Genomic DNA, 18,892 nt, shown 5'->3' with positions numbered 1-18,892 from the left:
GAGGGGCGGGGCGGCGCCCGGCCGGGTCACGGCACGGCGGGCGGGCGTTCCCGCTCCCGGACCGTCTCCTGGACGGCCTCCTGGGCGCGGCCCGCGCCGCGCAGGAAGGCGATGAGCAGGTGCGGGTCCGGCGGCCCGGCCGGGGCCTCGGGCGCGGCCGGCCGGGGCCGGTCGCGCAGCTGCGCCGCCATGTGTTCGAGGCGCCGGCGGCGGGGCAGCGGCGGTCGGGCGGCTCCCGGCCGTTCGCCCGCGGGCTCGGTCCCGGCCGGCGCCTCCCCGGCGGCCGGGGCCTCGGCCGCGGCCTCGGGGGGCTCGGGGGCGGCGGGCAGGGTGCGCAGGGCGCTGCCCGCGGTGAAGCGGCCCTCGCTCTCGGCGCCCAGCAGCTCGTGCGGCAGCAGGAGAACGGCCTGCGTCCCGCCGTAGAGGTTGGCGCGCAGGCGGACCTCGACGCCGTGCCTGCGGGCGAGGGTGGCGACGACGAACAGCCCGGCCCGGCCGTCGGCCAGCAGCTCGGCGGCCTCGCGCCGGCCGCTGCCCGCCAGCACGGCGTTCATCCGGGCCAGCTCGGCCGCGGTCATGCCCAGGCCCCGGTCCTCCACCTCGACGGCCAGGCCGGCGGGGTCGCTGCGCACCCGCAGCCGCACGCGGGTCTGCGGGGCGGAGAACTCGGTGGCGTTCTCGACCAGTTCGGCCAGCAGGTGCACCACGTCGGCGACCGCGTGGCCCCGGACGGTCCCCTCGCAGGGGGGCACCAGCTCGACGCGGGCGTACTGCTCGACCTCGGCGGTGCACGAGCGCAGCACCTCGGAGACGTGCACCGGGCGGCTCCAGCGGCGGCGCTGCGGGAGGCCGCCCAGGACGGCGAGGTTCTCGGCGTGGCGGCGGGTGCGGGTGGCGAGGTGGTCGATCTGGAACAGGCCGCGCAGCAGCTCCGGGTCCTCTGCCTCCTGCTCCAGCTCGTCCAGGCACTCGAGCTGGCGGCGCACCAGGTCCTGCATGCGCCCGGCCAGCGTGACCAGGGCGGCGGCCCGCTCGGCCCCCCCGCCCGCCCTCGGGGCCCGGCCGCGGGCCTCGGCGGGGGTGCGCGCGAGGGCGGCGGCGCGGCAGACGGCGGTCCGGGCCGCGTCGCGGGCGGCGTCGATCTCGCGGCGGAGGGTGGCGAAGGGGTCCCCGGGCGAGGGGCGGGGGTCGCGGACGGGGAGGGCGGGCAGGACGGCGGGGCCCGCGGCCCGCTCGCCCGGGGCGGGCTGCGCCGCGGGCGTTGTCCCAGCGCGTGCGGTGCGCCCCGGGGCCTCGGGCCCGTCCTGGCCGGGGACGCGTTCGCCGCGCTCGACCCGGGCCAGCAGCGCGGCCAGCTCGCCCCGGCCGCGCGCGGAGCGGCGGCGCAGCTCGGCGAGCCGGGCCTCCTGCGCCCGCGCCTCGTTCACGGCGGCCAGGGTGGCGAACGCCAGCACCGCCACCGTCAGCAGCGCCGCCCCGGCCAGGGCGCCCCAGGGGATGCCGCCGCCGGAGCCGGAGCGCGGGCCGTCCGGCCCCGGGAGCGGACCCTGGGGCAGCAGGCAGGCGAACGCGCCCGCCGCGATGGCGGCGATCAGCACGGCGGGGAGCACGGCCAGGCGCAGCAGCCGGGAGCCGGCCGCGGACCTGCCGGGGCGGGCGGCGCGCGCCCCGGTGCGTTGCTCTTCTGGCATGGGTGTCCTTGAGGGTGTGTGCGTGAGGGTGGGGCCGGGAGCGTGAGGGCGCGCGGCCCCCGCCCGGTGCCCGTGGAGGGGCGGGCCGCGTGTGTACGGGCCCACGCTAGGGGCCAACCGACCACCCAACAGGCACAGTTCCGGCAAACGCCACCCCACGCCACCTCCCAATGGGTGACGCGTTTGCCCGCTCTTGACCTGCGATGCGAGTCGTCAGGCGAGCCCGGAGACCCGCACGGTGACGTTCACGCGCCCCTCCAGGCCCAGCCACGGGGGCGCGGTGCCGGGCCGGGTGCGGGGCACGCCGTGGTAGGCCAGGCGGGAGGGGCCGCCGAAGACGAAGGCGTCGCCGCCGCGCAGCTCCACGTCCTCCCAGGGCCGGCCGCGCCCTGCCGGGGTGCCGAAGCGGAAGACGCAGGCGTCGCCCAGGCTGAAGGAGACCACGGGCGCCGGGGAGCGCTCGTCGGCGTCCTGGTGCATGCCCATCCGGGCGCGGGCGTCGTAGAAGTTGATCAGGCCGGTGTCGTAGGCGGCCCCGGCGTGGGCGGCGAGGCCGGTGGCGCCCGCCCGCGCGGCGGCGGCCACGGCCTCGCGGGCCCAGTCCCCGAGCCAGGCGGGGAACGCCTTCACGGGCGCGCCGTCGCCGTCGTGCGCGACGCGGGTGTAGGCGTAGGGGTAGGCGTGCGCCGCGCACTCCCCCGGCTCGGCGCGGGCCCGGCCGCAGGCGGGGCAGCGCGGGACGGGGCCCCAGTGCCGGCCGAGGCCCACCTGCCGCACGGACATCACCCCGGCCCGGGTGCGGACGGTCCGCAGCCCGGCGGGCGGCAGGGCCCAGGCGCGGCAGGCGGCCAGCAGCTCCCGCTGCCGCGCCTCGCCCAGCAGCCCTGGCAGGTGCACGGCCCCGGCCGCGACCTCGCGCGGGGCCCGGGGGAACAGCTCCTCGGTCACTGCGCCCTCTCGCCTGCTTCTCCGCCCGCGCGGCACAGCGCGGCTCTCACCATCACCTGCACCCCGGCAGCCGCGCGCACGTCGCTCGCCGGCCGCCCGGGCGACACCGGCCGTTCAGCCGTGGGCGCGCGGGCTCACGGCGCACAGCAGCGTCCGGATGCACAGGTCCCTGACCTCCTCGCGGGAGGGCGAGCGGGTGGCCAGCCACTCCAGGCAGACGGTGACGATGAACGCCAGCCAGCCGCGCACCGCGAGCCGCAGCGTCTCGGCCGGGGCCCGGCAGTCCTCGGTCAGCACCTCGACGATGCGCTCCTGCTGCTGGACCAGCAGCTCCTCGTAGATCTCGCGGATCTCCTGGTCGCTGGTGACGTTGGCGCGGTGGAAGGCGCGGTACCCCTTGGCGTGGCCCTCGGCGTAGCTGAGGTAGGCGTCCAGGCCGGCGGCGAGGCGGTCGGCGGCGGGGGCGCCGGGGTCGGTGCCGGTCATCTCGAACAGGCGCTCGCCCTCGCGGCGGATGACGGCGACGAAGAAGTCCCGCTTGGTCGGGAAGTAGTGGTAGAGCAGCCCGCGGGAGACGTTCGCGAGCTCGGCGACCTGCTCGATCCACACCTCGTCGTACGGCCGCTCGGCGAACAGCTCAAGCCCGATGCTGAGCAGTTGCTCGCGCCGCTGCCCGGTGTCCAGCCGGGTGCGGGCGCGGCCGGCACGGGGCCGGCGCACGGTCTCCTCGTTCACGCGCCCAGACTACTTGACACGGATTCACCGGGAGCCGATCGTTACTAGTGAACAGAGGTTCAATAAAGGAGGAAGGCCGATGGCTCCCTCGTTGTGGCCCGGGATCGCCCGCATACCGCACCCCGCCCGGCGGGTGCCGCTCCTCGGTGACGTGCTCGGGGTCTCCCCCAGCGCGCCCGTCCAGGACTCGATGCGGATGGCCCGGGAGCTGGGCCCCGTCTTCCAGCGCAAGGTCTTCGGCCAGCGGATCGTCTTCGTGGCCGACCCGGGCCTGGTGGCGGAGCTGGCGGACGAGACCCGGTTCGTCAAGAAGGTCGTGCTCGCCGTCGAGAGGCTGCGGGACGTGGCGGGCGACGGCCTGTTCACCGCGCACAGCGACGAGCCCAACTGGCGCCTGGGGCACGAGGTGCTGGCCGCCGGCTTCACCCGCGAGGCCATGGTGCGCTACCACCCCACGATGGTGGCCATGGCCCAGCGCCTGACCGCCTCCTGGGACCGGCGCGCGGCGGCCGGCGATCCGGTGGACGTGCCCGGCGACATGACCAAGCTGACGCTGGAGACCATCGCGCACACCGGCTTCGGCTACGACTTCGGCTCCTTCGAGCGCTCCGAGCCGCACCCCTTCGTCACCTCCATGGTCTCCGCCCTCCTGCACGCTCAGGACCGGCGGCTGCTGATCCCGGGGGTCCGCACCGTGTTCGCCCGCGCCGTCCGCAAGCGGGTCACCGGGCACCACGGCCACCTCAGGTCCGTCGTGGACGAGGTGGTGCGGCGGCGGACGGCCGAGGGCGACGAGAGCACCGACGACCTGCTCGGCCTGATGCTCAACACCGGCCGGCCCGGCACCGGAGAGCGCCTGGACGCGGCCAACATCCGGAACCAGGTGATCACCTTCCTCGTCGCGGGCCACGAGACCACCTCCGGCGCCCTGTCCTTCGCGCTGTACTACCTCGCCAAGCACCCGGAGGTGCTGGCCCGCGCACGCCAGGAGGTGGACGAGGTCTGGGGCGGCGCCGAGGTCCCGGGATACGAGCAGGTCAGCAAGCTGCGCTACGTGCGCCGGGCGCTGGACGAGGCGCTGCGCCTGTGGCCCACGGCCCCCGGCTACGTCCGGGCCGCGCGGGCGGACACCGTGCTGGGCGGGCGTTACCCCATGCGCGAGGGTGCGTGGGCGCTGGTCCTCATCCCGGCGCTGCACCGGGACGAGGAGGTCTGGGGCCCCGACCCGGAGGCCTTCGACCCCGACCGCTTCCTGCCCGAGAGGGTCCGGGCGCGGCCCGCCCACACGTTCAAGCCCTTCGGGACGGGCGAACGCGCCTGCATCGGCCGCCAGTTCGCCCTCCACGAGGCCGTGCTCGTCCTCGGCCTGCTGCTGCGCCGCTACGACCTGCACGACCACGCGGACTACCGCCTGCGGGTGACCGAGCGGCTGACGCTGATGCCGGAGGGCTTCACGCTCACGCTGACCCGGCGCAAGGTCCCCGCGCCGGCGCACGCCCCGGCGGGCTGAGAAGTGCGCCTCCGCGCGGACCGTGCGATGCCGTAGGGTCGGGCTCGGTCTGGCCGGTATGACCATCCGACGAAGGCGTGAGGAGTGCCCGTGACGCAGCAGCAGGAGTCCACCGAACCGGTGCTCGCCAGCATCCGCAACTACCGCGACCTCGGCGGCCTGCCGACGGCCGACGGCAGACGGGTGCGCCCCGGGCTGCTGCACCGCAGCGGCCACCTGGCCCGGGCGACGGCCGACGACCGGGCGTTCCTCGACGGGCTCGGGCTGCACACCGTCTTCGACTTCCGCAACTCCGCCGACCAGGCACTGGAGGGCCAGGACGTGGCCCTGGCCGGCGTGCGGAACCTCAACATCCCGCTGAACGACCCGGCCGAGGGCGCGGCGTTCTGGACGCTGGTGCGCGACGGCAGCCTCGCGCGGCTGCGCGCCGAGCTGACCGAGCGCCGCGCGGCAGGGCGGATGCGGGGCTCCTACCGCACGATGATCCTGCACCGCACGGCCGAGCACGGCCGCGTGCTGCGCGAGCTGGCCGAGGGCAGCCTGCCCGCGCTGCTGCACTGCTCGGCGGGCAAGGACCGGGCCGGGCTGACCGTGGCCGTCATCCTGCTGGCGCTGGGGGCGGAGGAGGAGGTCATCGCCGAGGACTACCTGCTCTCCAGCGCTCCGCACCGCCGCTACGTGATCCGGCGGGGTGAACGCGCAGAGGGCGCGGGCTCGCCGCTGCCCGGCGACATCCTGGAGCTGCTCGACCCGCTCTTCGACGCCCGCGCCGAGTACCTTCAGGCGGCGCTGGACCAGATCGCCGAGACCTGGGGCACCACCGAGCGCTACCTCACCGAGGGCCTGGGCTTCGGCCCCGCCGACCGCGAGCGGCTGCGCACCGCCCTCCTCACCGAGGCCTGACCCGCTCCGGGCCCCGCCGCCCCCGGCGCGCGGGCCCCGGAAGGCGCCCCTCCCCCGGCCGCGCGCCCGGCCTCGCCGCGCGAACCGGCCCCGGCGCGCCCCCGGACCGCCCGGGGCGCGCCGCTACTTCTTGCGCACCACGACGAAGTCGGCGAGCGCCGCCAGCCCCTCCCGCACCCCGGCCGGCATCGGGACGGTGTCCAGCGCTGCCACCGCCGCGTCGTACTGCCGCCGGGCCTCGGCCTCGGTCCAGGCCCGGCCGCCGGCCTCCTCGATCAGCGCGGCCCGGGCGGCGAACTCCGCCTCGTCGAAGTCGTCGAACTCCTCGGGCGACTTCTTGGCGTCCGCCGTCAGCAGCGCGGTCAGCCGCTCGGCGGCCGGCCCGGGCGCCGCCAGCGCGGCGACGACCGGCAGCGACTTCTTGCGCTGCCGCAGGTCGCTCCAGGTCCGCTTGCCCGTGGTGGCCGGGTCCCCCCAGACGCCGAGCACGTCGTCCACGGCCTGGAACGCCAGCCCCAGGTGGTGCCCGTACACCTCCAGCGCGTCCGCCAGCGCGTCCTCCGCCCCGCCGAGCACGGCCCCGATGGAGGCGGCGCAGGCCAGCAGGGCGCCGGTCTTGTTCCCCTCCATCTCCAGGCACTCGGCCACCGAGACCCGCTCGCGGTGCTCGAACGCCAGGTCCTGGGCCTGCCCGTCGACCAGCCGCCGGCTCGCGGTGGCCAGCCGCCTGGCCGCCCGAGGGCCCGCCTCCCCGGCGTTGAGGATGATCTCGTTGGCCAGGGCGAACAGGGCGTCGCCGACCAGGATGGCCTGCGCCGGGCCGTGCACCTTCCAGACCGTGTCGCGGTGGCGGCGCTGCTCGTCGCCGTCCATCAGGTCGTCGTGCAGCAGCGAGAAGTTGTGCACCAGCTCCACGGCGACGGCCCCGGGAACGCCCGTGGCGGGCGGGGCGCCCGCGGCCTCGGCTGACAGCAGCGCCAGGGCGGGCCGCACCGCCTTGCCGCTGTCCTGCTCGGCCGGGCGCCCCTGGGCGTCGATCCAGCCGAAGTGGTAGGCGGCGACGGTGTCCATGGGCGCCGCCAGGCGCCCGACGGCGTCCCGCAGCGCGGGGGCGGTCAGCGCCCGTCCGCGTTCCAGCAGCGCCGGGACGGCGACGCCGGGGTGGGGGTTGGCTGTGGTCACGCGCTCTCCTTAACGCCTGCCTGCGGCCTCGCGGGCCTGGTCGGGAGGGTCGGAGGGCGCGCCGCCCGCCGCGGCCCGCGCCGCCGCGAGGCCGCTGCGCACGGCGCCCTCCATGGTCGCCGGCCACCCCGTCGCGGTCCACGCGCCGGCCAGGAAGAGGCCCGGGGCCCGTGTGACCGGACCCGGCCGCAGCCGCCCGACGCCGGGGGCAGGGGCGAAGGTGGCGGCGCGTTCCCTGGTGACGAAGAAGTCCACGACCCGGGCGTCCGCGGCCTCGGGCAGCAGCCGCGCCAGCTCGGGCAGGTACCGCTTGCGCAGCACGTCGGCGGGCTGCTGGATCTCCTCGCCGGCCGCCGACTGGGACAGGGCCACGTACCGGCCGGGCGGGCCGGGCAGCCCGGCGGGGCCGGTGCGGTCGAAGACCCACTGGATCGGGGTGCCCAGCGCGGCGAGGAACGGCTCGCGCAGCACGGGCCGGTCGTAGACGACGTGCACGTTCAGGATCGGCGAGGTCCCGATGCGCAGCAGCCGCCCCGCGTCCTCCAGCGCGCCCGCGGGCAGCAGCCCGTGCGCGGCGTCGTGCGGCACGGCCAGCACCACGCGCTCGGCGCTCAGCTCCCGGGCTTCGCGCCCGGGACGGCCGTGCTCGCCCTCGCGCGGGGAGCCGTCCACAGGGAAGTCCTCCGGGGCATCGTCCGTGCCGCCCGGGGCGCGGCCGGCCAGGACCACGCGCCAGGTGCCGCCGTGCTCGCGGCGCAGGCGGCGGACCCGGGTGCCGAGCAGCACGGTGACGCCGGCCTTCTCCAGCGCCGCGCGGGCCAGCGTGTCGTGCAGCTCGCCCAGCGGCACCCGGGGCACGCCGATGTCGGCGGCGCCCCGGCCGGTGAGCAGGCCGGTGCGGAAGACCATCGCGGCCAGGCCCAGCGAGACGTCCTGCGCGCGGGCGTTGAGGGTGGCGACGCCGATGAGGTCCCACAGCGCCTCGACGGCCCGGGGCGACTGGCCCCGCTCGCGCAGCCAGCCGGCGAAGTCCCGCTCGTCCAGGGCGGGATCGGCCGGGTCCAGCCCGCGCAGCGCGAGGGTGGCGCGGGCTGCGGCGGCCCGCTCGCCGGGGGTCAGGTGCGGGTAGCGCGCCATGCTGGCGGCCAGGTGCAGCGGAACGGGCAGCTCCGTGCGGCGGATGCGGGCCTGCCGGCCGCGGGCGGCGTCCAGCACGGGAACGTCCAGGCGGGGCTGGAGGGGCGCCAGGTCCGCGCCGCCGATCCGGTGCAGGAAGCCGCGGTAGGCGGTGCAGCAGCGCAGGTAGACGTGCTGGCCGTTGTCCACGGTCAGCGGCCCGGCGGGCGAGTCGCGGCGGAAGGAGAACGCCAGGCCGCCCAGCCGCGGGCGGCCCTCCACGAGGGTGACGGCGTGGCCGCGGTCGGCCAGGGCCAGGGCCGCGGTGATCCCCGCCAGCCCGCCCCCGGCGACCACCGCCCGGGGCCGCGCGCGGCGCGGGGCCGCCGGGGCGGTGGCGGTCACGTCCACCGCCCGCGGGCCACTCGGCGGGCGTCCACGCCGGTGAGGGCGCGCAGGGCGACGGCGGCCTTGCTCGCGGCGGGCAGCGCGACCCGCCCGCGCAGCACGGCCGCGGGCTCGGCCTCGATGCGGTCGAGCAGGCGGTGGTAGATGCCGGCCATCGCGGCCACGCAGGCGGCGGAGCGGCGGTCGAGCATCGGCAGCAGCAGGTAGCCCTCGGCGAACAGCTCGCGGGCGCGGCGGGCCTCGAAGCGCACCAGCCCGCCGAAGTCCGCCCCGCGCGGCGGGACTCGAAGGCCGTCGGGGTCCTCGGGGCAGCCGAACTTCCGCAGGTCTTCGGCCGGCAGGTAGACCCGTCCGCCCTGGGCGTCCTCGCGGATGTCCCGCAGGATGTTGGTCACCTGGAGGGCCAGGCCCAGGGTGTTCGCGTACGCGGGGGCGCGGTCCGCCTGGCGTGCGCCGGGCCGCACGCCGAAGACGCCCAGCGAGAGGCGGCCGATGGTGCCGGCCACGCGGCGGCAGTAGAGCCGCAGGTCGTCCCAGGTCTCGTAGTGCTCGCCGCGGACGTCCATCAGGACGCCGTCGATCAGCTCGTCCAGCGCGTCCAGCGGCACGGGGTGGCGCCGGGCGGCGTCGGCCAGGGCCACGGCCACCGGGTCGGTGTCGTCCTCGGCGACCTCGCCGGCGCGGACGCGGGCCACCAGGGCGCGGGCGTCCGCCAGGCGCTGCTCCTTGGCGCCCGGGTGCAGCGTGCCGTCGTCGCCGGCGTCGTCCACGCGCCGGGCGAAGGCGTACAGGGCGGAGAGTGCGTCGCGGCGGGGGCCGGGCATCAGGCGGGCGCCGTAGCTGAAGTTCCTGGCGTGCTGGCCGGCCACGGTCACGCAGTACCGGTAGGCGGCGACGACGGCGGGCGAGGGCCGCTGCCCCGGGGCGGGGCGCGGATGCGGACTCGGTGCTCGGGTCTGGCTCACGGGCTCGGCGCTCACGTTCCTCTTCGCAGGGTGCCGGCCGCCGTCCGCGCCGCCGCGTACAGCAGGCCGCCCATGGACGCCTTGGGCGGGCCCGCCAGCACGTCGTACCCGGCGTCGGCGATGGCCTGGGCCGCCGCGCGGCCACCCCCGATGAATCCGGCGAGCAGCAGCCGCAGCCGCCAGGGCACGCCCGTGGTCAGTGGCGCCCCCTCGTCCAGCAGCCTACGTGCCCGGTCCGTCAGGCAGGCGACCAGGGTGCGCACCGAGGCGGAGGCGGTGGGGGCGGCCAGGTCCTCCTCGGAGACCCGGAAGCGGGCCATGTCCTCGGCGGGCAGGTAGATCCGGTCCCGGGCCAGGTCCTCGGCGACGTCCTGGAGGTGCTCGATCAGCTGGAGGGCGGTGCAGACCGCGTCGGAGCGGCGCACCCGCTCGGGGGTCGAGGTGCCGGTGACGGCCAGCACGAGGCGGCCGACGGGGTTCGCGGACAGCTCGCAGTACTCCAGGAGCTGCGCGTAGGTGGCGTAGCGGCGGACCCGCTGGTCGAGGCGGTTGGCCTCGATGAGCGCCAGGAACGGCCCGGGCGTGAGGCCGGCGCGGCGGACGGTGGGGATCAGGTCGCGCAGCAGGGGGTGGCGGGGGGCGGGGCCGCCGCGGGCGCTGCCGAAGACGCGCCGCAGGTCGGCCTCGGCGGCGTCCAGCAGCGCGAGGCGGTCGGAGGTGCCGGGGTCCAGGCCCAGGACGGCGGCGTCGGCCCCGCCGGGGGCCAGGTCGCCGTCGCCGATGTCGTCGACGAGGCGGGCGAAGCCGTAGAGGGCCATCAGGTCCTCCCGCCAGGCGCGGGGGAGGAAGCGCGGGGCGACCGGGAAGTTCTCGTGGGCGGACTTCTCCAGCACGGCCTGGGCGTGCCGGTCCGCGACCGCGGCCGTCACGGCCGGCCCGCCCTCACCTCTGGCTGCATGCTGCCCACTTCTACCCGATGATCCGATGATTCTCGGGCGGACACGCGGTCGCCCCGCGGACGGTTACTTGCCCGTCTCTTCCTCGTACGCCTTGAGCACCTGCTCGGTGGGGCCGTCCATGATCAGCTCCCCCTTCTCCAGCCACAGCACCCGGTCGCAGGTGTCCCGGATGGACTTGTTGTTGTGGCTGACCAGGAAGACCGTGCCGGCCTCGGAGCGCAGCTCGCGGATGCGGGCCTCGGAGCGCCGCTGGAACTTCTTGTCGCCGGTGGCCAGCGCCTCGTCGATCATCAGCACCTCGTGGTCCTTGGCCACCGCGATGGCGAACCGCAGGCGGGCGGCCATCCCGGAGGAGTAGGTGCGCATCGGCAGGCTGATGAAGTCGCCCTTGTCGTTGATCCCGGAGAACTCGACGATGCCCTGGTACCGCTGCCGGACCTGCTCGCGGGTCATGCCCATGGCCAGGCCGCCGAGGATGACGTTCCTCTCGCCGGTGAGGTCGTTCATCAGGGCGGCGTTGACGCCGAGCAGCGAGGGCTGGCCGTGGGTGAAGACCCGGCCGCGCTCGGCGGGGAGCAGCCCGGCGATGGCGCGCAGCAGCGTGGACTTGCCCGAGCCGTTGGTGCCGATGAGGCCGATGGCCTCGCCGTGGTAGGCGACGAAGCTGACGCCGCGCACCGCGTGCACCTCGCGGACGCGGGAGGACGGCTCGCGCCGGACGATGCGGCGCAGGGCGGCGGTGGCGGTGCCCCGGCCGCCGCCTCCGTGCACGCGGTAGACGATGTGCAGGTCGTCGGCGATGACGGTGGGCACGCGCCCGTCGTCCGCCACCCGGGCGGGGGAGTTCTGCTCAGCCACGGCCGTACTGCTCCTCCGCCTTCCAGAAGTACACGAAGCCGCCGATCCCGATGACCGCGGCCCACCCGAGGGCGAAGAGCCAGGTGGTCCCGGGGATGCTGTTGTGATAGTCCCCGTCGATGAGGGCGTAGCGGATCAGGTCCATGTAGACCGCGGCCGGGTTCGCCTCCAGGATATCCGCCACCCAGTCGGGCCAGTTCGCGCGCTCCTCGACCATGTGCCTCAGCGGGAACATCACGCCCGAGGCGTACATCCAGGTGCGCAGGACGAACGGCATCAGCTGGGCGAGGTCCGGGGTGCCGCTGCCCAGGCGGGCGAAGATCATGGCCAGGCCGATGTTGAAGGCGAGCTGCAGGGCCAGGGCCGGGAGGACCAGCAGCCAGGCGAAGGAGGGCAGGTGCCCGAAGCCGACCGCCACGGCCACCAGCACCACCATCGAGTACAGGAGCTGCTGGAGCTGCTGGAGGGAGAACGAGATGGGCAGCGCCGCGCGCGGGAAGTGCAGGGCCCGCACCAGGCCGAGGTTGCCCGGGATCGACTTCACGCCCGCGAGCACCGACGCCTGGGTGAAGGTGAAGACGAAGACCCCGGTCACCAGAAAGGGAATGTACTCCTCGTTGGACATGCCACCCCGGCCGCCGAGCAGCAGGCCGAAGATGAGGAAGTACACCAGGGCGTTGAGCAGGGGGGTGAGGACCTGCCAGATCTGGCCGAGCTTGGCCTGGCTGTACTGGGCGGTCAGCTTCGCCTGGGAGAAGGCGACTATGAAGTGCCGCCGCCCCCACAGCTGCCGTACGTAGTCGGGCAGCGAGGGCCTCGCCCCGCTGACCGACAGGCCGTGACGGGCCGCGAGCTCGGCCAGGGGTACGTCACGTGGGGGCGCACTCTCGTGCGTGGTGTCACTCACCTTGAACTCTCGTCCTCGCAGGGCACAGGCCGGAAGGAGCCGCAGGCGCGGGTGCGCGGCCCCTGGATGTTCTCAGACCCGAGCTTGTCAGATAACGGGAGGTCGTCCCAGCCGGGTCAGGCGCCATACCGTACGCCAACGCATCGGCCTGCGGGGACCGCACGGCGTGCGCCAGCCCTCGGCGAAGCCCGCGAACCACGCCCTCAGGCCCTCCCGGGAGGGGCGCCGCAGGAGGGTGAGGAGAAGCCAGTTGCCCAGGTACACGGGGATCAGCGGCAGCGGGAGGTTGCGCCGGGCCAGCCAGACCCGGTTGCGCGCCACCATCCGGTGGTAGACCGCGTGCCGGGAGGGCGCGGTGGCCGGGTGGTGCAGCACGAGGTCGCCCCGGTAGGCGATGTCCCAGCCGGCGTCCAGGGCGCGCCAGGCGAGGTCGGTCTCCTCGTGGGCGTAGAAGAACTGCTCGGGCAGGCCGCCGACCTGCTGGAACACCTGGGTGCGCACGGCGTTGGCGCCGCCGAGGAAGGTCGTCACGCGCGAGGAGCGCTCGGGGTCGGAGGCGCGCAGGCGCGGGACGTGGCGGCGCTGCGTCGTCCCGCTGTCGGGGTCGGTGATCCGGAAGCTGACGATGCCGAGCTGCGGATCGGCATCGAACAGGGAACGAACCACTTCCGCCGCGCCTTTGTCCGGAAGCAGTCCGTCATCGTCCAAAAACAGCAGCACATCGACCTCGCTGCCGCCGGGGCCGAACGCCTCGATGCCGATGTTCCGGCCGCCGGGGATGCCGAGGTTCTCCGGGAGTTCGAGGGTGCGCACGGCGGGCGGCAGGTCGGGCAGGGCCGCGCCGTTGCCGACCACCACCACCTCGATGGGCTCGCCGTCCTGCGCGGCCACAGAGTCCAGCAGCGCCCGCAGCTCCTCGGGCCGGTTGCCCATCGTGAGAACCACCGCGCCCAGGCGCAGCTGTGCCGTCCCCACCCCGGTCACCGCAGCCGGCTGGAGGCGAGGATGGACACCAGGTGCAGCAGCGTCTGCACCAGGGCGACGGCCGCCAGCACGGCCACCCCGAGGCGGGAGAAGAACAGGTCGCCGTGCGCCGCGTCCAGCAGCGCCACGGCCAGGATGAGCAGCGAGGCCTCGACGCCGCCCACCAGCCGGTGGAACTTCAGGGCCGCGACCGCGCGCCGGGCCACCGCGAGCCCGGAGGAGCGCGGGGTGGCCGCCTCCTCCCGCACGGCGGGCAGCCCGCCGCGCGTCCTGGCCACGTCCACCAGGTCGGTCTCGGCCTTGATGAGGATGGCGCCCAGGGCGGCGACGGTGCCGAGGAAGGCCCACAGCCAGTCGGGCGCGGGGCCCTCGGCGGCGAAGACGTCCGCCGCGCGGACGCCGAAGCCGGTCAGCAGCGCGGCCTCGGCCAGGTAGTGGCCGATCCGGTCCAGGTAGACCCCGGTGATGGAGGTCTGGGCCCGCCACCGGGCGACCTCCCCGTCCACGCAGTCGAGCAGCAGGTAGAGCTGGATCAGCAGTGCCGCGGCCAGGGCCCCGGCGGGCCCCGGGACGAGCAGGGCCGCGCCGGCCGCGACGCCGGCCAGGACCATCAGGTAGGTGAGCTGGTTGGGCGTGACCCGGGTGCCGACCAGGTGCCTGGTCCAGCGCAGGGAGATCTCCCGCATGTACAGGCGTCCGGCCCAGTGCTCGCCGCTGCGCCGGTCCTTCACCCCCGGGGGGTGCACGACCGGGCGGAGTTCAGCTACCGATGGTTTTGACATAGTCCGCGTAGGTGTCCCTGATCTGTTCGGGGGTCAGGTCGAGGTGTTCGAGGATGGTGTAACGGCCGGGCCTGGTCTGCGGGGCGAAGGCCACCGCCGCCACGAACTCGTCGGCGGTGAAGCCGATGTCGTCCGGCAGCACCGGCAGCCCGTGCCGCCGCAGCGCCTCGGCGATCAGCGCGCATTCCTCCCGCGCGCCGCGCAGGTGCATGGCGAAGGCCGCGCCCAGGCCCACCTGCTCGCCGTGCAGGGCGGAACGCCGCGGGTGCAGCAGGTCCAGGGCGTGCGAGATCTCGTGGCAGGCGCCGGAGGAGGGCCGGGTGTGCCCGGCGATCGACATGGCGATCCCGGAGAGCACCAGGGCCTCGGAGAGCACGGTCAGGAACGCGTCGTCCCCGCATCCGGCCGGGTGTCGCAGCACGGCCTCCCCGGCCTGGCGGGCCATCGCCGCGGCCAGTCCGTCGATCTGCTCGCCGGTCTCCCGGTGCGACAGCTCCCAGTCGGCGATGGCCGAGATGTTGGAGACCGCGTCGCCGATGCCGGAGCGGACGTAGCGCAGGGGGGCGTGGCGGATCACGTCCAGGTCCACGACCAGCGCGATCGGCGTGGGCACCCCGTAGGAGCCGCGGCCCGCGTCGTTGTCCAGGATGGACACCGGCGAGCAGATGCCGTCGTGCGAGAGGTTCGTGGCCACGGCGACCATGGGCAGCCCGACGCGGGCGGCGGCGTACTTGGCGACGTCGATGATCTTGCCGCCGCCCAGGCCCACCACGGCGTCGTAGTGGCCCGAGCGCATCGCGTCGGCGAGCTGCACGGCCGCGTCGATCGTGCCGCCGCCGACCTCGTACCAGTCGGCGCCGGGCAGCGCCGGGGTCAGCCGCTCGCGCAGGGCGGCCCCCGAGCCGTTGCTGATCGCCACGGCCAGCCGCCCGGAGGAGGAGATGCGCTGGTCGGCCAGGAGGCCCGCCAGGTTGTCCAGGGCCCCGGCGGTGATGTCCACCGAGACGGGGGACGGGATGAGGCGGGTCAGTACCGGCACGCGATCTCCCGTCCCCGGGCGAGGTCGGCGTGGTTGTCGATCTCCACCCAGCTCACCGTGCCGATGGGCGCGGTGTCGATGCGGAAGCCGCGGTGGACCAGCTCCTGGTACCCGTCCTCGTAGTAGAGCTGGGGGTCGCGCTGGAAGGTGGTGCGCAGGGCGTCGGCCAGCTCCTCGGCGGCGCCCGGCTCGATGAGGGTGACGCCGATGTACTCGCCGGTGGCCTCGGCGGGCTCCATCAGCTTGGTGATCCGCTGCACGCCCTTCTCGGGGTCGGTGATCACCTTCATCTCCTCGTCGGCCAGGTCCTTGACCGTGTCGAGGGCGAGGATGATCTTCTTGCCGCCGCCGCGGGCGGCCAGCAGCGTCTCCTCGACGGAGGGGGGGTGGACGGTGTCGCCGTTGGCGAGGATGACGCCCTCCCGGATGGCCTCGCGGGCGCACCACAGGGAGTAGGCGTTGTTCCACTCCTCGGCCTTGTCGTTCTCGATCAGGGTGAGGCGGACGCCGTAGCGGCGCTCCAGGGCCTCGCGCCGCTCGTGGACGGCCTCCTTGCGGTAGCCGACGACGATGGCCGCCTCCGCGATGCCGACCTCGGCGAAGTTGGCCAGGGTGAGGTCGAGGACGGTCCGGGCGTCGGGGCCTTCCTCGCCGATCACCGGCACCAGGGCCTTGGGCAGGGTGTCCGTGTAGGGGCGAAGACGCCGTCCGGCGCCGGCGGCCAGCACAAGGCCGATCATGCGGGTTCTCCTGTTTCGTCGTGTACGGCCGGTGCCCGGGAGGAGATCCAGAAGCGGATGCTCTCCCCCAGCACCAGGAGCGCCAGGACCCCCGCGAGGGCCGCGAGCGCGGCGGTGAAGCCCTGCCCGGTCGCCCAGAGGGCGGCAGCGGCGGTGACCACCAGGACGCGCCCCTCGTGCCCGCCGGCGGCCATGGCCAGCCCGCGGGGAGGCGCCCCGGCGCCGCCGCGGAGGCGGTACACCGTGTCGTAATGATGGTAGGCGCTGGCCGCCACCAGGAGGAAAGCCGCGGGCAACGCCCCGTTCACCCCGCTGTGCCCGGCCAGGGCCAGGAGGGCGCCGTACTCCCCCGCCCGGAACAGCGGGGGCAGGAGCCAGTCGAACGGCCGGACGAGGGGTGCGGCCGTGGCGCGGGCGGCACACAGGGCGTAGACGGCGGCTGCGGCCAGGGCGTACCAGCCGCCGGCGACGCCGGGCACCAGCAGCGCGCCCAGCAGGGCGGCGGTCCCGGCCAGGGCCCACAGCGGGGCGGTGTAACGCCCGCGCGCGGCGGGCGGGCGCCAGGAGGCCACGGCCGCGGAGACCGGCCCGCCGTCTGCCAGGCCGGCCAGCGCCTCGGCCGTCCCGGGGCCGCCTCCGGCCAGGCGGCGGGAGCGCAGCAGGCGGCCCGCCGTGGTGTAGCAGCCGGCCAGGCCGCCGGCGATCAGCAGCACGGTGAGGGTGACGCGGGGGGTGGTCAGGGCGGTGAGGACGGCGAGGAGGGCCCAGCGCTCGCCGATGGGCAGGACGATCATCCGGCGCAGCCACACCGTCCAGCCGATGCGGTCCAGGCGGCCGGAGAGGGCGGCGGCCCCGCCGGCGGAGCCCGAGGGCCCGGGCGGGTGGGCCTCGTTGAAGGCGAAGTCCACGACGTGCCGGGTGGTCTGGAGGAGCATCGCGCCCAGCGCCAGGGCCCATACGTCGTCACCGGTGCGGGCGGCGCCCAGGGCGAGCCCGGCGTAGAAGGCGTACTCCTTGGCGCGGTCGAAGGTGGCGTCCAGCCAGGCGCCGAGGGTGGAGTACCGCAGGGCGTAGCGGGCGAGCTGGCCGTCGGCGCAGTCCAGGACGAAGGAGGCCAGCAGCAGGGCGCCGGCGGCGGCGTACCCGGCGCGCTCCCCGGTGGCCGCGCACCCGGCGGCGAGGAGGGCCACCAGCAGGGAGGCGGTGGTGACCTGATTGGGAGTCAGGCCGCGGCGGGCGCACCAGCGGGCCAGGTAGCGGGAGTAGGGGCTGACGAAGTGCGTGGTGAAGAAGCCGTCCCGGGACTTGACGGCGGACCGCAGCCGGACGGCCTCCTCGTCCACGGCGGCCACGGCGCGGGCGGCCTCGGCCCGCTCCTCGGGGGTGGCGGGCACGGCGGCGACCAGAGTGCCGAGCGCCGGGCGGTGCACGGGCGTTCCCCCGGCGGCGAGCAGGCCGGCGAGGCGGTCGGGCAGCGGCCCGGCCTCGGGCGGGGCGGCGAGGGAGGGGCCGCTCGCCCGCGCGCGGGCACCGTCCCCGGCGGTCCCGGCGGCGGCGCGGGTCAACGCTTCGCGCGCGGGGGGCAGTACGGCCAGGGCGCCGGGCACCGCGGCGGCGGGGAAGCGCGGGTCGGTGAGCGCGAGCCGGAGGCTGTGCCGGTGCCCGGCGAACCGGGCGTCGACGACCGCGACGCGCTCCCCGGCCGGCACGTCCGCGAGGGCCGCCGCGAGCCCGCCGGTGCCCCCGTCCCCGGCCGTCCGGACGGTGAACCCGAGGGCGGCGAGGTCGCCTCCCAGGGGCGACCCGGGCGGGGGCGGACCGGTGAGGATGGCGGTCGGCAGCTGACTCACTCCTAGAGGCGGAACCGTCTTCAACGGCTGGACGTCGGCAGAGATTATCTGATGACTACCGTTCGGCAAGAACGGCGTTGGCCCCAGGAAACCCGGAGTTCATGTCGGAGCCCGGGCCCGGCGGCCGACGCGACTCTATGCGATCGCACCGACACCCAGCGCAATCTCTGTGTCGGAGGCAGGGGTTAGGCTGCGCCCATGAGCTGGTTGGTCACCGGGGGAGCCGGGTACATCGGGGCGCACGTGGTGCGGGCCATGCGGGACGCGGGCGAGCGGGTGGCGGTGCTGGACGACTTCTCCACCGGCCTGCCCGAGCGGCTGCCGACGGACGTTCCGGTGGTGCGCGGCTCGGTGCTCGACCGGGCCGCGGTGGACCGGGCGCTCGCGCTGGAGGGCGCGAGCGGCGTGGTGCACCTCGCGGCGCGCAAGCAGGTGGCCGAGTCCGTGGCCGAGCCGCTTCGCTACTACCGGGAGAACGTCCACGGCCTGACCGTGCTGCTGGAGGCGGCGGCCACGGCCGGGCTGCGGCGGTTCGTCTTCTCCTCCTCCGCGGCGGTCTACGGGATGCCGGACGTGGACCTGGTGACGGAGGACACCCCCTGCCTGCCCCTCTCCCCGTACGGGGAGACGAAGCTGACCGGCGAGTGGCTGGTGCGCGCGGCCGGGCGGGCGCACGGGATGGCGACCGTCTGCCTGCGGTACTTCAACGTCGCGGGCGCCGCGGCCCCCGAGCTGTCGGACACGGGCGCGGCCAACGTCATCCCGCTGTTCTTCGAGGCCATCACCCGGAGCGAGCCCCCGCGGATCTTCGGCGACGACTACCCCACCCCGGACGGCACCTGCGTGCGGGACTACGTGCACGTGGCGGACCTGGCCGACGCGCATCTGGCCGCCGCCCGGCACCTGGAGGGCCCCGACGCGGCGCCGGGAGGCGACCTGACGGTGAACGTCGGCACGGGCACCGGCGTCTCGGTCCGCGAGCTGGCCTCCCTGGTCGCCGAGGTCACGGGCCGCGCGCTGCCGGCCGTCGTCGCCCCGCGCCGCCCGGGCGACCCGGCCCGGGTGGTGGCCTCGGCGGAGCAGGCTGCCAAGCGGCTGGGCTTCACGGCCTCCCGCGACCTGCGGGAGATGGTCGCCTCCGCCTGGGAGGGCTGGCGGCTGCGCCACCCCGGACTGTAGTCACCCGCTAACGCCCGCCCCTCGCGCGCGGCCCGCAGCAGGGGCGTTCACGCAGGTCAGAGCACATGACAACGGTGTTCAGTGCCGCGTTGCCAGATACCCCCCTCCCGTAGTTCACTGTGGGGTATCGACCAAG

Annotated in this window: 17 protein-coding genes; 3 read left to right on the top strand and 14 right to left on the bottom strand. The window is 75.8% G+C overall.

Annotated features, from left to right (window positions below):
- Positions 1 to 26 precede the first annotated feature (26 nt).
- From RM780_RS06300 to RM780_RS06290, 3 genes are all read right to left on the bottom strand, one after another.
- Positions 27 to 1,691, bottom strand: coding sequence for a sensor histidine kinase (locus tag RM780_RS06300; protein ID WP_311629496.1), 1,665 nt, complete (start codon positions 1,689 to 1,691; stop codon positions 27 to 29).
- 213 nt (positions 1,692 to 1,904) lie between these two features.
- On the bottom strand, positions 1,905 to 2,639 hold the full coding sequence (locus RM780_RS06295; RefSeq protein WP_311629495.1) for an alpha-ketoglutarate-dependent dioxygenase AlkB: 735 nt from the start codon (positions 2,637 to 2,639) through the stop codon (positions 1,905 to 1,907).
- 114 nt (positions 2,640 to 2,753) lie between these two features.
- On the bottom strand, positions 2,754 to 3,374 hold the full coding sequence (locus RM780_RS06290; RefSeq protein WP_311629494.1) for a TetR/AcrR family transcriptional regulator: 621 nt from the start codon (positions 3,372 to 3,374) through the stop codon (positions 2,754 to 2,756).
- Between the two features lie 79 nt (positions 3,375 to 3,453).
- On the opposite strand from RM780_RS06290, the gene RM780_RS06285 reads away from it, so the two are divergent.
- Positions 3,454 to 4,884 (top strand): cytochrome P450, encoded by a 1,431-nt coding sequence (locus RM780_RS06285; protein WP_311629493.1) that lies wholly within the window; start codon positions 3,454 to 3,456, stop codon positions 4,882 to 4,884.
- Positions 4,885 to 4,974: 90 nt separating this feature from the next.
- A complete protein-coding gene (locus RM780_RS06280) occupies positions 4,975 to 5,787 on the top strand; it encodes a tyrosine-protein phosphatase (RefSeq protein WP_311629492.1) in 813 nt (270 codons plus the stop codon).
- 123 nt (positions 5,788 to 5,910) lie between these two features.
- On the opposite strand, the gene RM780_RS06275 is transcribed toward RM780_RS06280, so the two are convergent.
- From RM780_RS06275 to RM780_RS06225, 11 genes are all read right to left on the bottom strand, one after another.
- Positions 5,911 to 6,969: a polyprenyl synthetase family protein gene (locus RM780_RS06275; protein WP_311629491.1), complete on the bottom strand. Its 1,059-nt coding sequence runs from the start codon at positions 6,967 to 6,969 to the stop codon at positions 5,911 to 5,913.
- A gap of 9 nt (positions 6,970 to 6,978) precedes the next feature.
- On the bottom strand, positions 6,979 to 8,496 hold the full coding sequence (gene hpnE, locus RM780_RS06270; RefSeq protein ID WP_394812895.1) for a hydroxysqualene dehydroxylase HpnE: 1,518 nt from the start codon (positions 8,494 to 8,496) through the stop codon (positions 6,979 to 6,981).
- The gene (hpnD, locus tag RM780_RS06265; protein WP_394812902.1) at positions 8,487 to 9,458 is read right to left on the bottom strand and encodes a presqualene diphosphate synthase HpnD; all 972 of its coding nucleotides are present in this window, start codon (positions 9,456 to 9,458) and stop codon (positions 8,487 to 8,489) included. Before hpnD ends, hpnE begins: the two co-directional genes overlap by 10 nt.
- Before the next feature lie 11 nt (positions 9,459 to 9,469).
- A complete protein-coding gene (hpnC, locus tag RM780_RS06260) occupies positions 9,470 to 10,387 on the bottom strand; it encodes a squalene synthase HpnC (protein ID WP_311629489.1) in 918 nt (305 codons plus the stop codon).
- Between the two features lie 93 nt (positions 10,388 to 10,480).
- Positions 10,481 to 11,275, bottom strand: a complete 795-nt coding sequence (locus tag RM780_RS06255; RefSeq protein ID WP_311629488.1) for an ABC transporter ATP-binding protein — start codon at positions 11,273 to 11,275, stop codon at positions 10,481 to 10,483.
- Complete coding sequence (locus tag RM780_RS06250) at positions 11,268 to 12,182, bottom strand: ABC transporter permease (protein ID WP_311629487.1); 915 nt, start codon at positions 12,180 to 12,182, stop codon at positions 11,268 to 11,270. Before RM780_RS06250 ends, RM780_RS06255 begins: the two co-directional genes overlap by 8 nt.
- An 87-nt stretch (positions 12,183 to 12,269) precedes the next feature.
- Positions 12,270 to 13,142 carry a glycosyltransferase family 2 protein gene (locus tag RM780_RS06245; RefSeq protein WP_311629556.1) on the bottom strand — a complete coding sequence of 291 codons (873 nt, stop codon included), beginning with the start codon at positions 13,140 to 13,142 and terminating at the stop codon, positions 12,270 to 12,272.
- Between the two features lie 20 nt (positions 13,143 to 13,162).
- Positions 13,163 to 13,948, bottom strand: coding sequence for a CDP-alcohol phosphatidyltransferase family protein (locus RM780_RS06240; protein WP_311629486.1), 786 nt, complete (start codon positions 13,946 to 13,948; stop codon positions 13,163 to 13,165).
- Positions 13,926 to 14,987, bottom strand: a complete 1,062-nt coding sequence (locus tag RM780_RS06235) for an iron-containing alcohol dehydrogenase family protein (protein ID WP_311629485.1) — start codon at positions 14,985 to 14,987, stop codon at positions 13,926 to 13,928. Before RM780_RS06235 ends, RM780_RS06240 begins: the two co-directional genes overlap by 23 nt.
- Positions 14,975 to 15,727: a phosphocholine cytidylyltransferase family protein gene (locus tag RM780_RS06230; protein ID WP_311629484.1), complete on the bottom strand. Its 753-nt coding sequence runs from the start codon at positions 15,725 to 15,727 to the stop codon at positions 14,975 to 14,977. Before RM780_RS06230 ends, RM780_RS06235 begins: the two co-directional genes overlap by 13 nt.
- Positions 15,724 to 17,568, bottom strand: a complete 1,845-nt coding sequence (locus RM780_RS06225; RefSeq protein WP_311629555.1) for a DUF5941 domain-containing protein — start codon at positions 17,566 to 17,568, stop codon at positions 15,724 to 15,726. Before RM780_RS06225 ends, RM780_RS06230 begins: the two co-directional genes overlap by 4 nt.
- Before the next feature lie 207 nt (positions 17,569 to 17,775).
- On the opposite strand from RM780_RS06225, the gene galE reads away from it, so the two are divergent.
- Positions 17,776 to 18,756, top strand: coding sequence for a UDP-glucose 4-epimerase GalE (galE, locus tag RM780_RS06220; protein ID WP_311629483.1), 981 nt, complete (start codon positions 17,776 to 17,778; stop codon positions 18,754 to 18,756).
- Positions 18,757 to 18,892 lie beyond the last annotated feature (136 nt).

Source organism: Streptomyces boetiae (assembly GCF_031845405.1).
In the GTDB taxonomy this organism is placed as follows: Bacteria; Actinomycetota; Actinomycetes; order Streptomycetales; family Streptomycetaceae; genus Streptomyces; species Streptomyces boetiae.
The sequence above is the reverse complement of the archived record's forward strand: the minus strand, read 5'-3'. Positions and strand labels throughout refer to the sequence as shown.

Coding starts and splice junctions, on each gene's coding strand:
- RM780_RS06300 (WP_311629496.1), bottom strand. CDS start 1,691: ATGCCAGAAGAGCAACGCACCGGGGCGCGCGCCGCCCGCCCCGGCAGG.
- galE (WP_311629483.1), top strand. CDS start 17,776: ATGAGCTGGTTGGTCACCGGGGGAGCCGGGTACATCGGGGCGCACGTG.
- RM780_RS06230 (WP_311629484.1), bottom strand. CDS start 15,727: ATGATCGGCCTTGTGCTGGCCGCCGGCGCCGGACGGCGTCTTCGCCCC.
- RM780_RS06285 (WP_311629493.1), top strand. CDS start 3,454: ATGGCTCCCTCGTTGTGGCCCGGGATCGCCCGCATACCGCACCCCGCC.
- RM780_RS06240 (WP_311629486.1), bottom strand. CDS start 13,948: ATGTCAAAACCATCGGTAGCTGAACTCCGCCCGGTCGTGCACCCCCCG.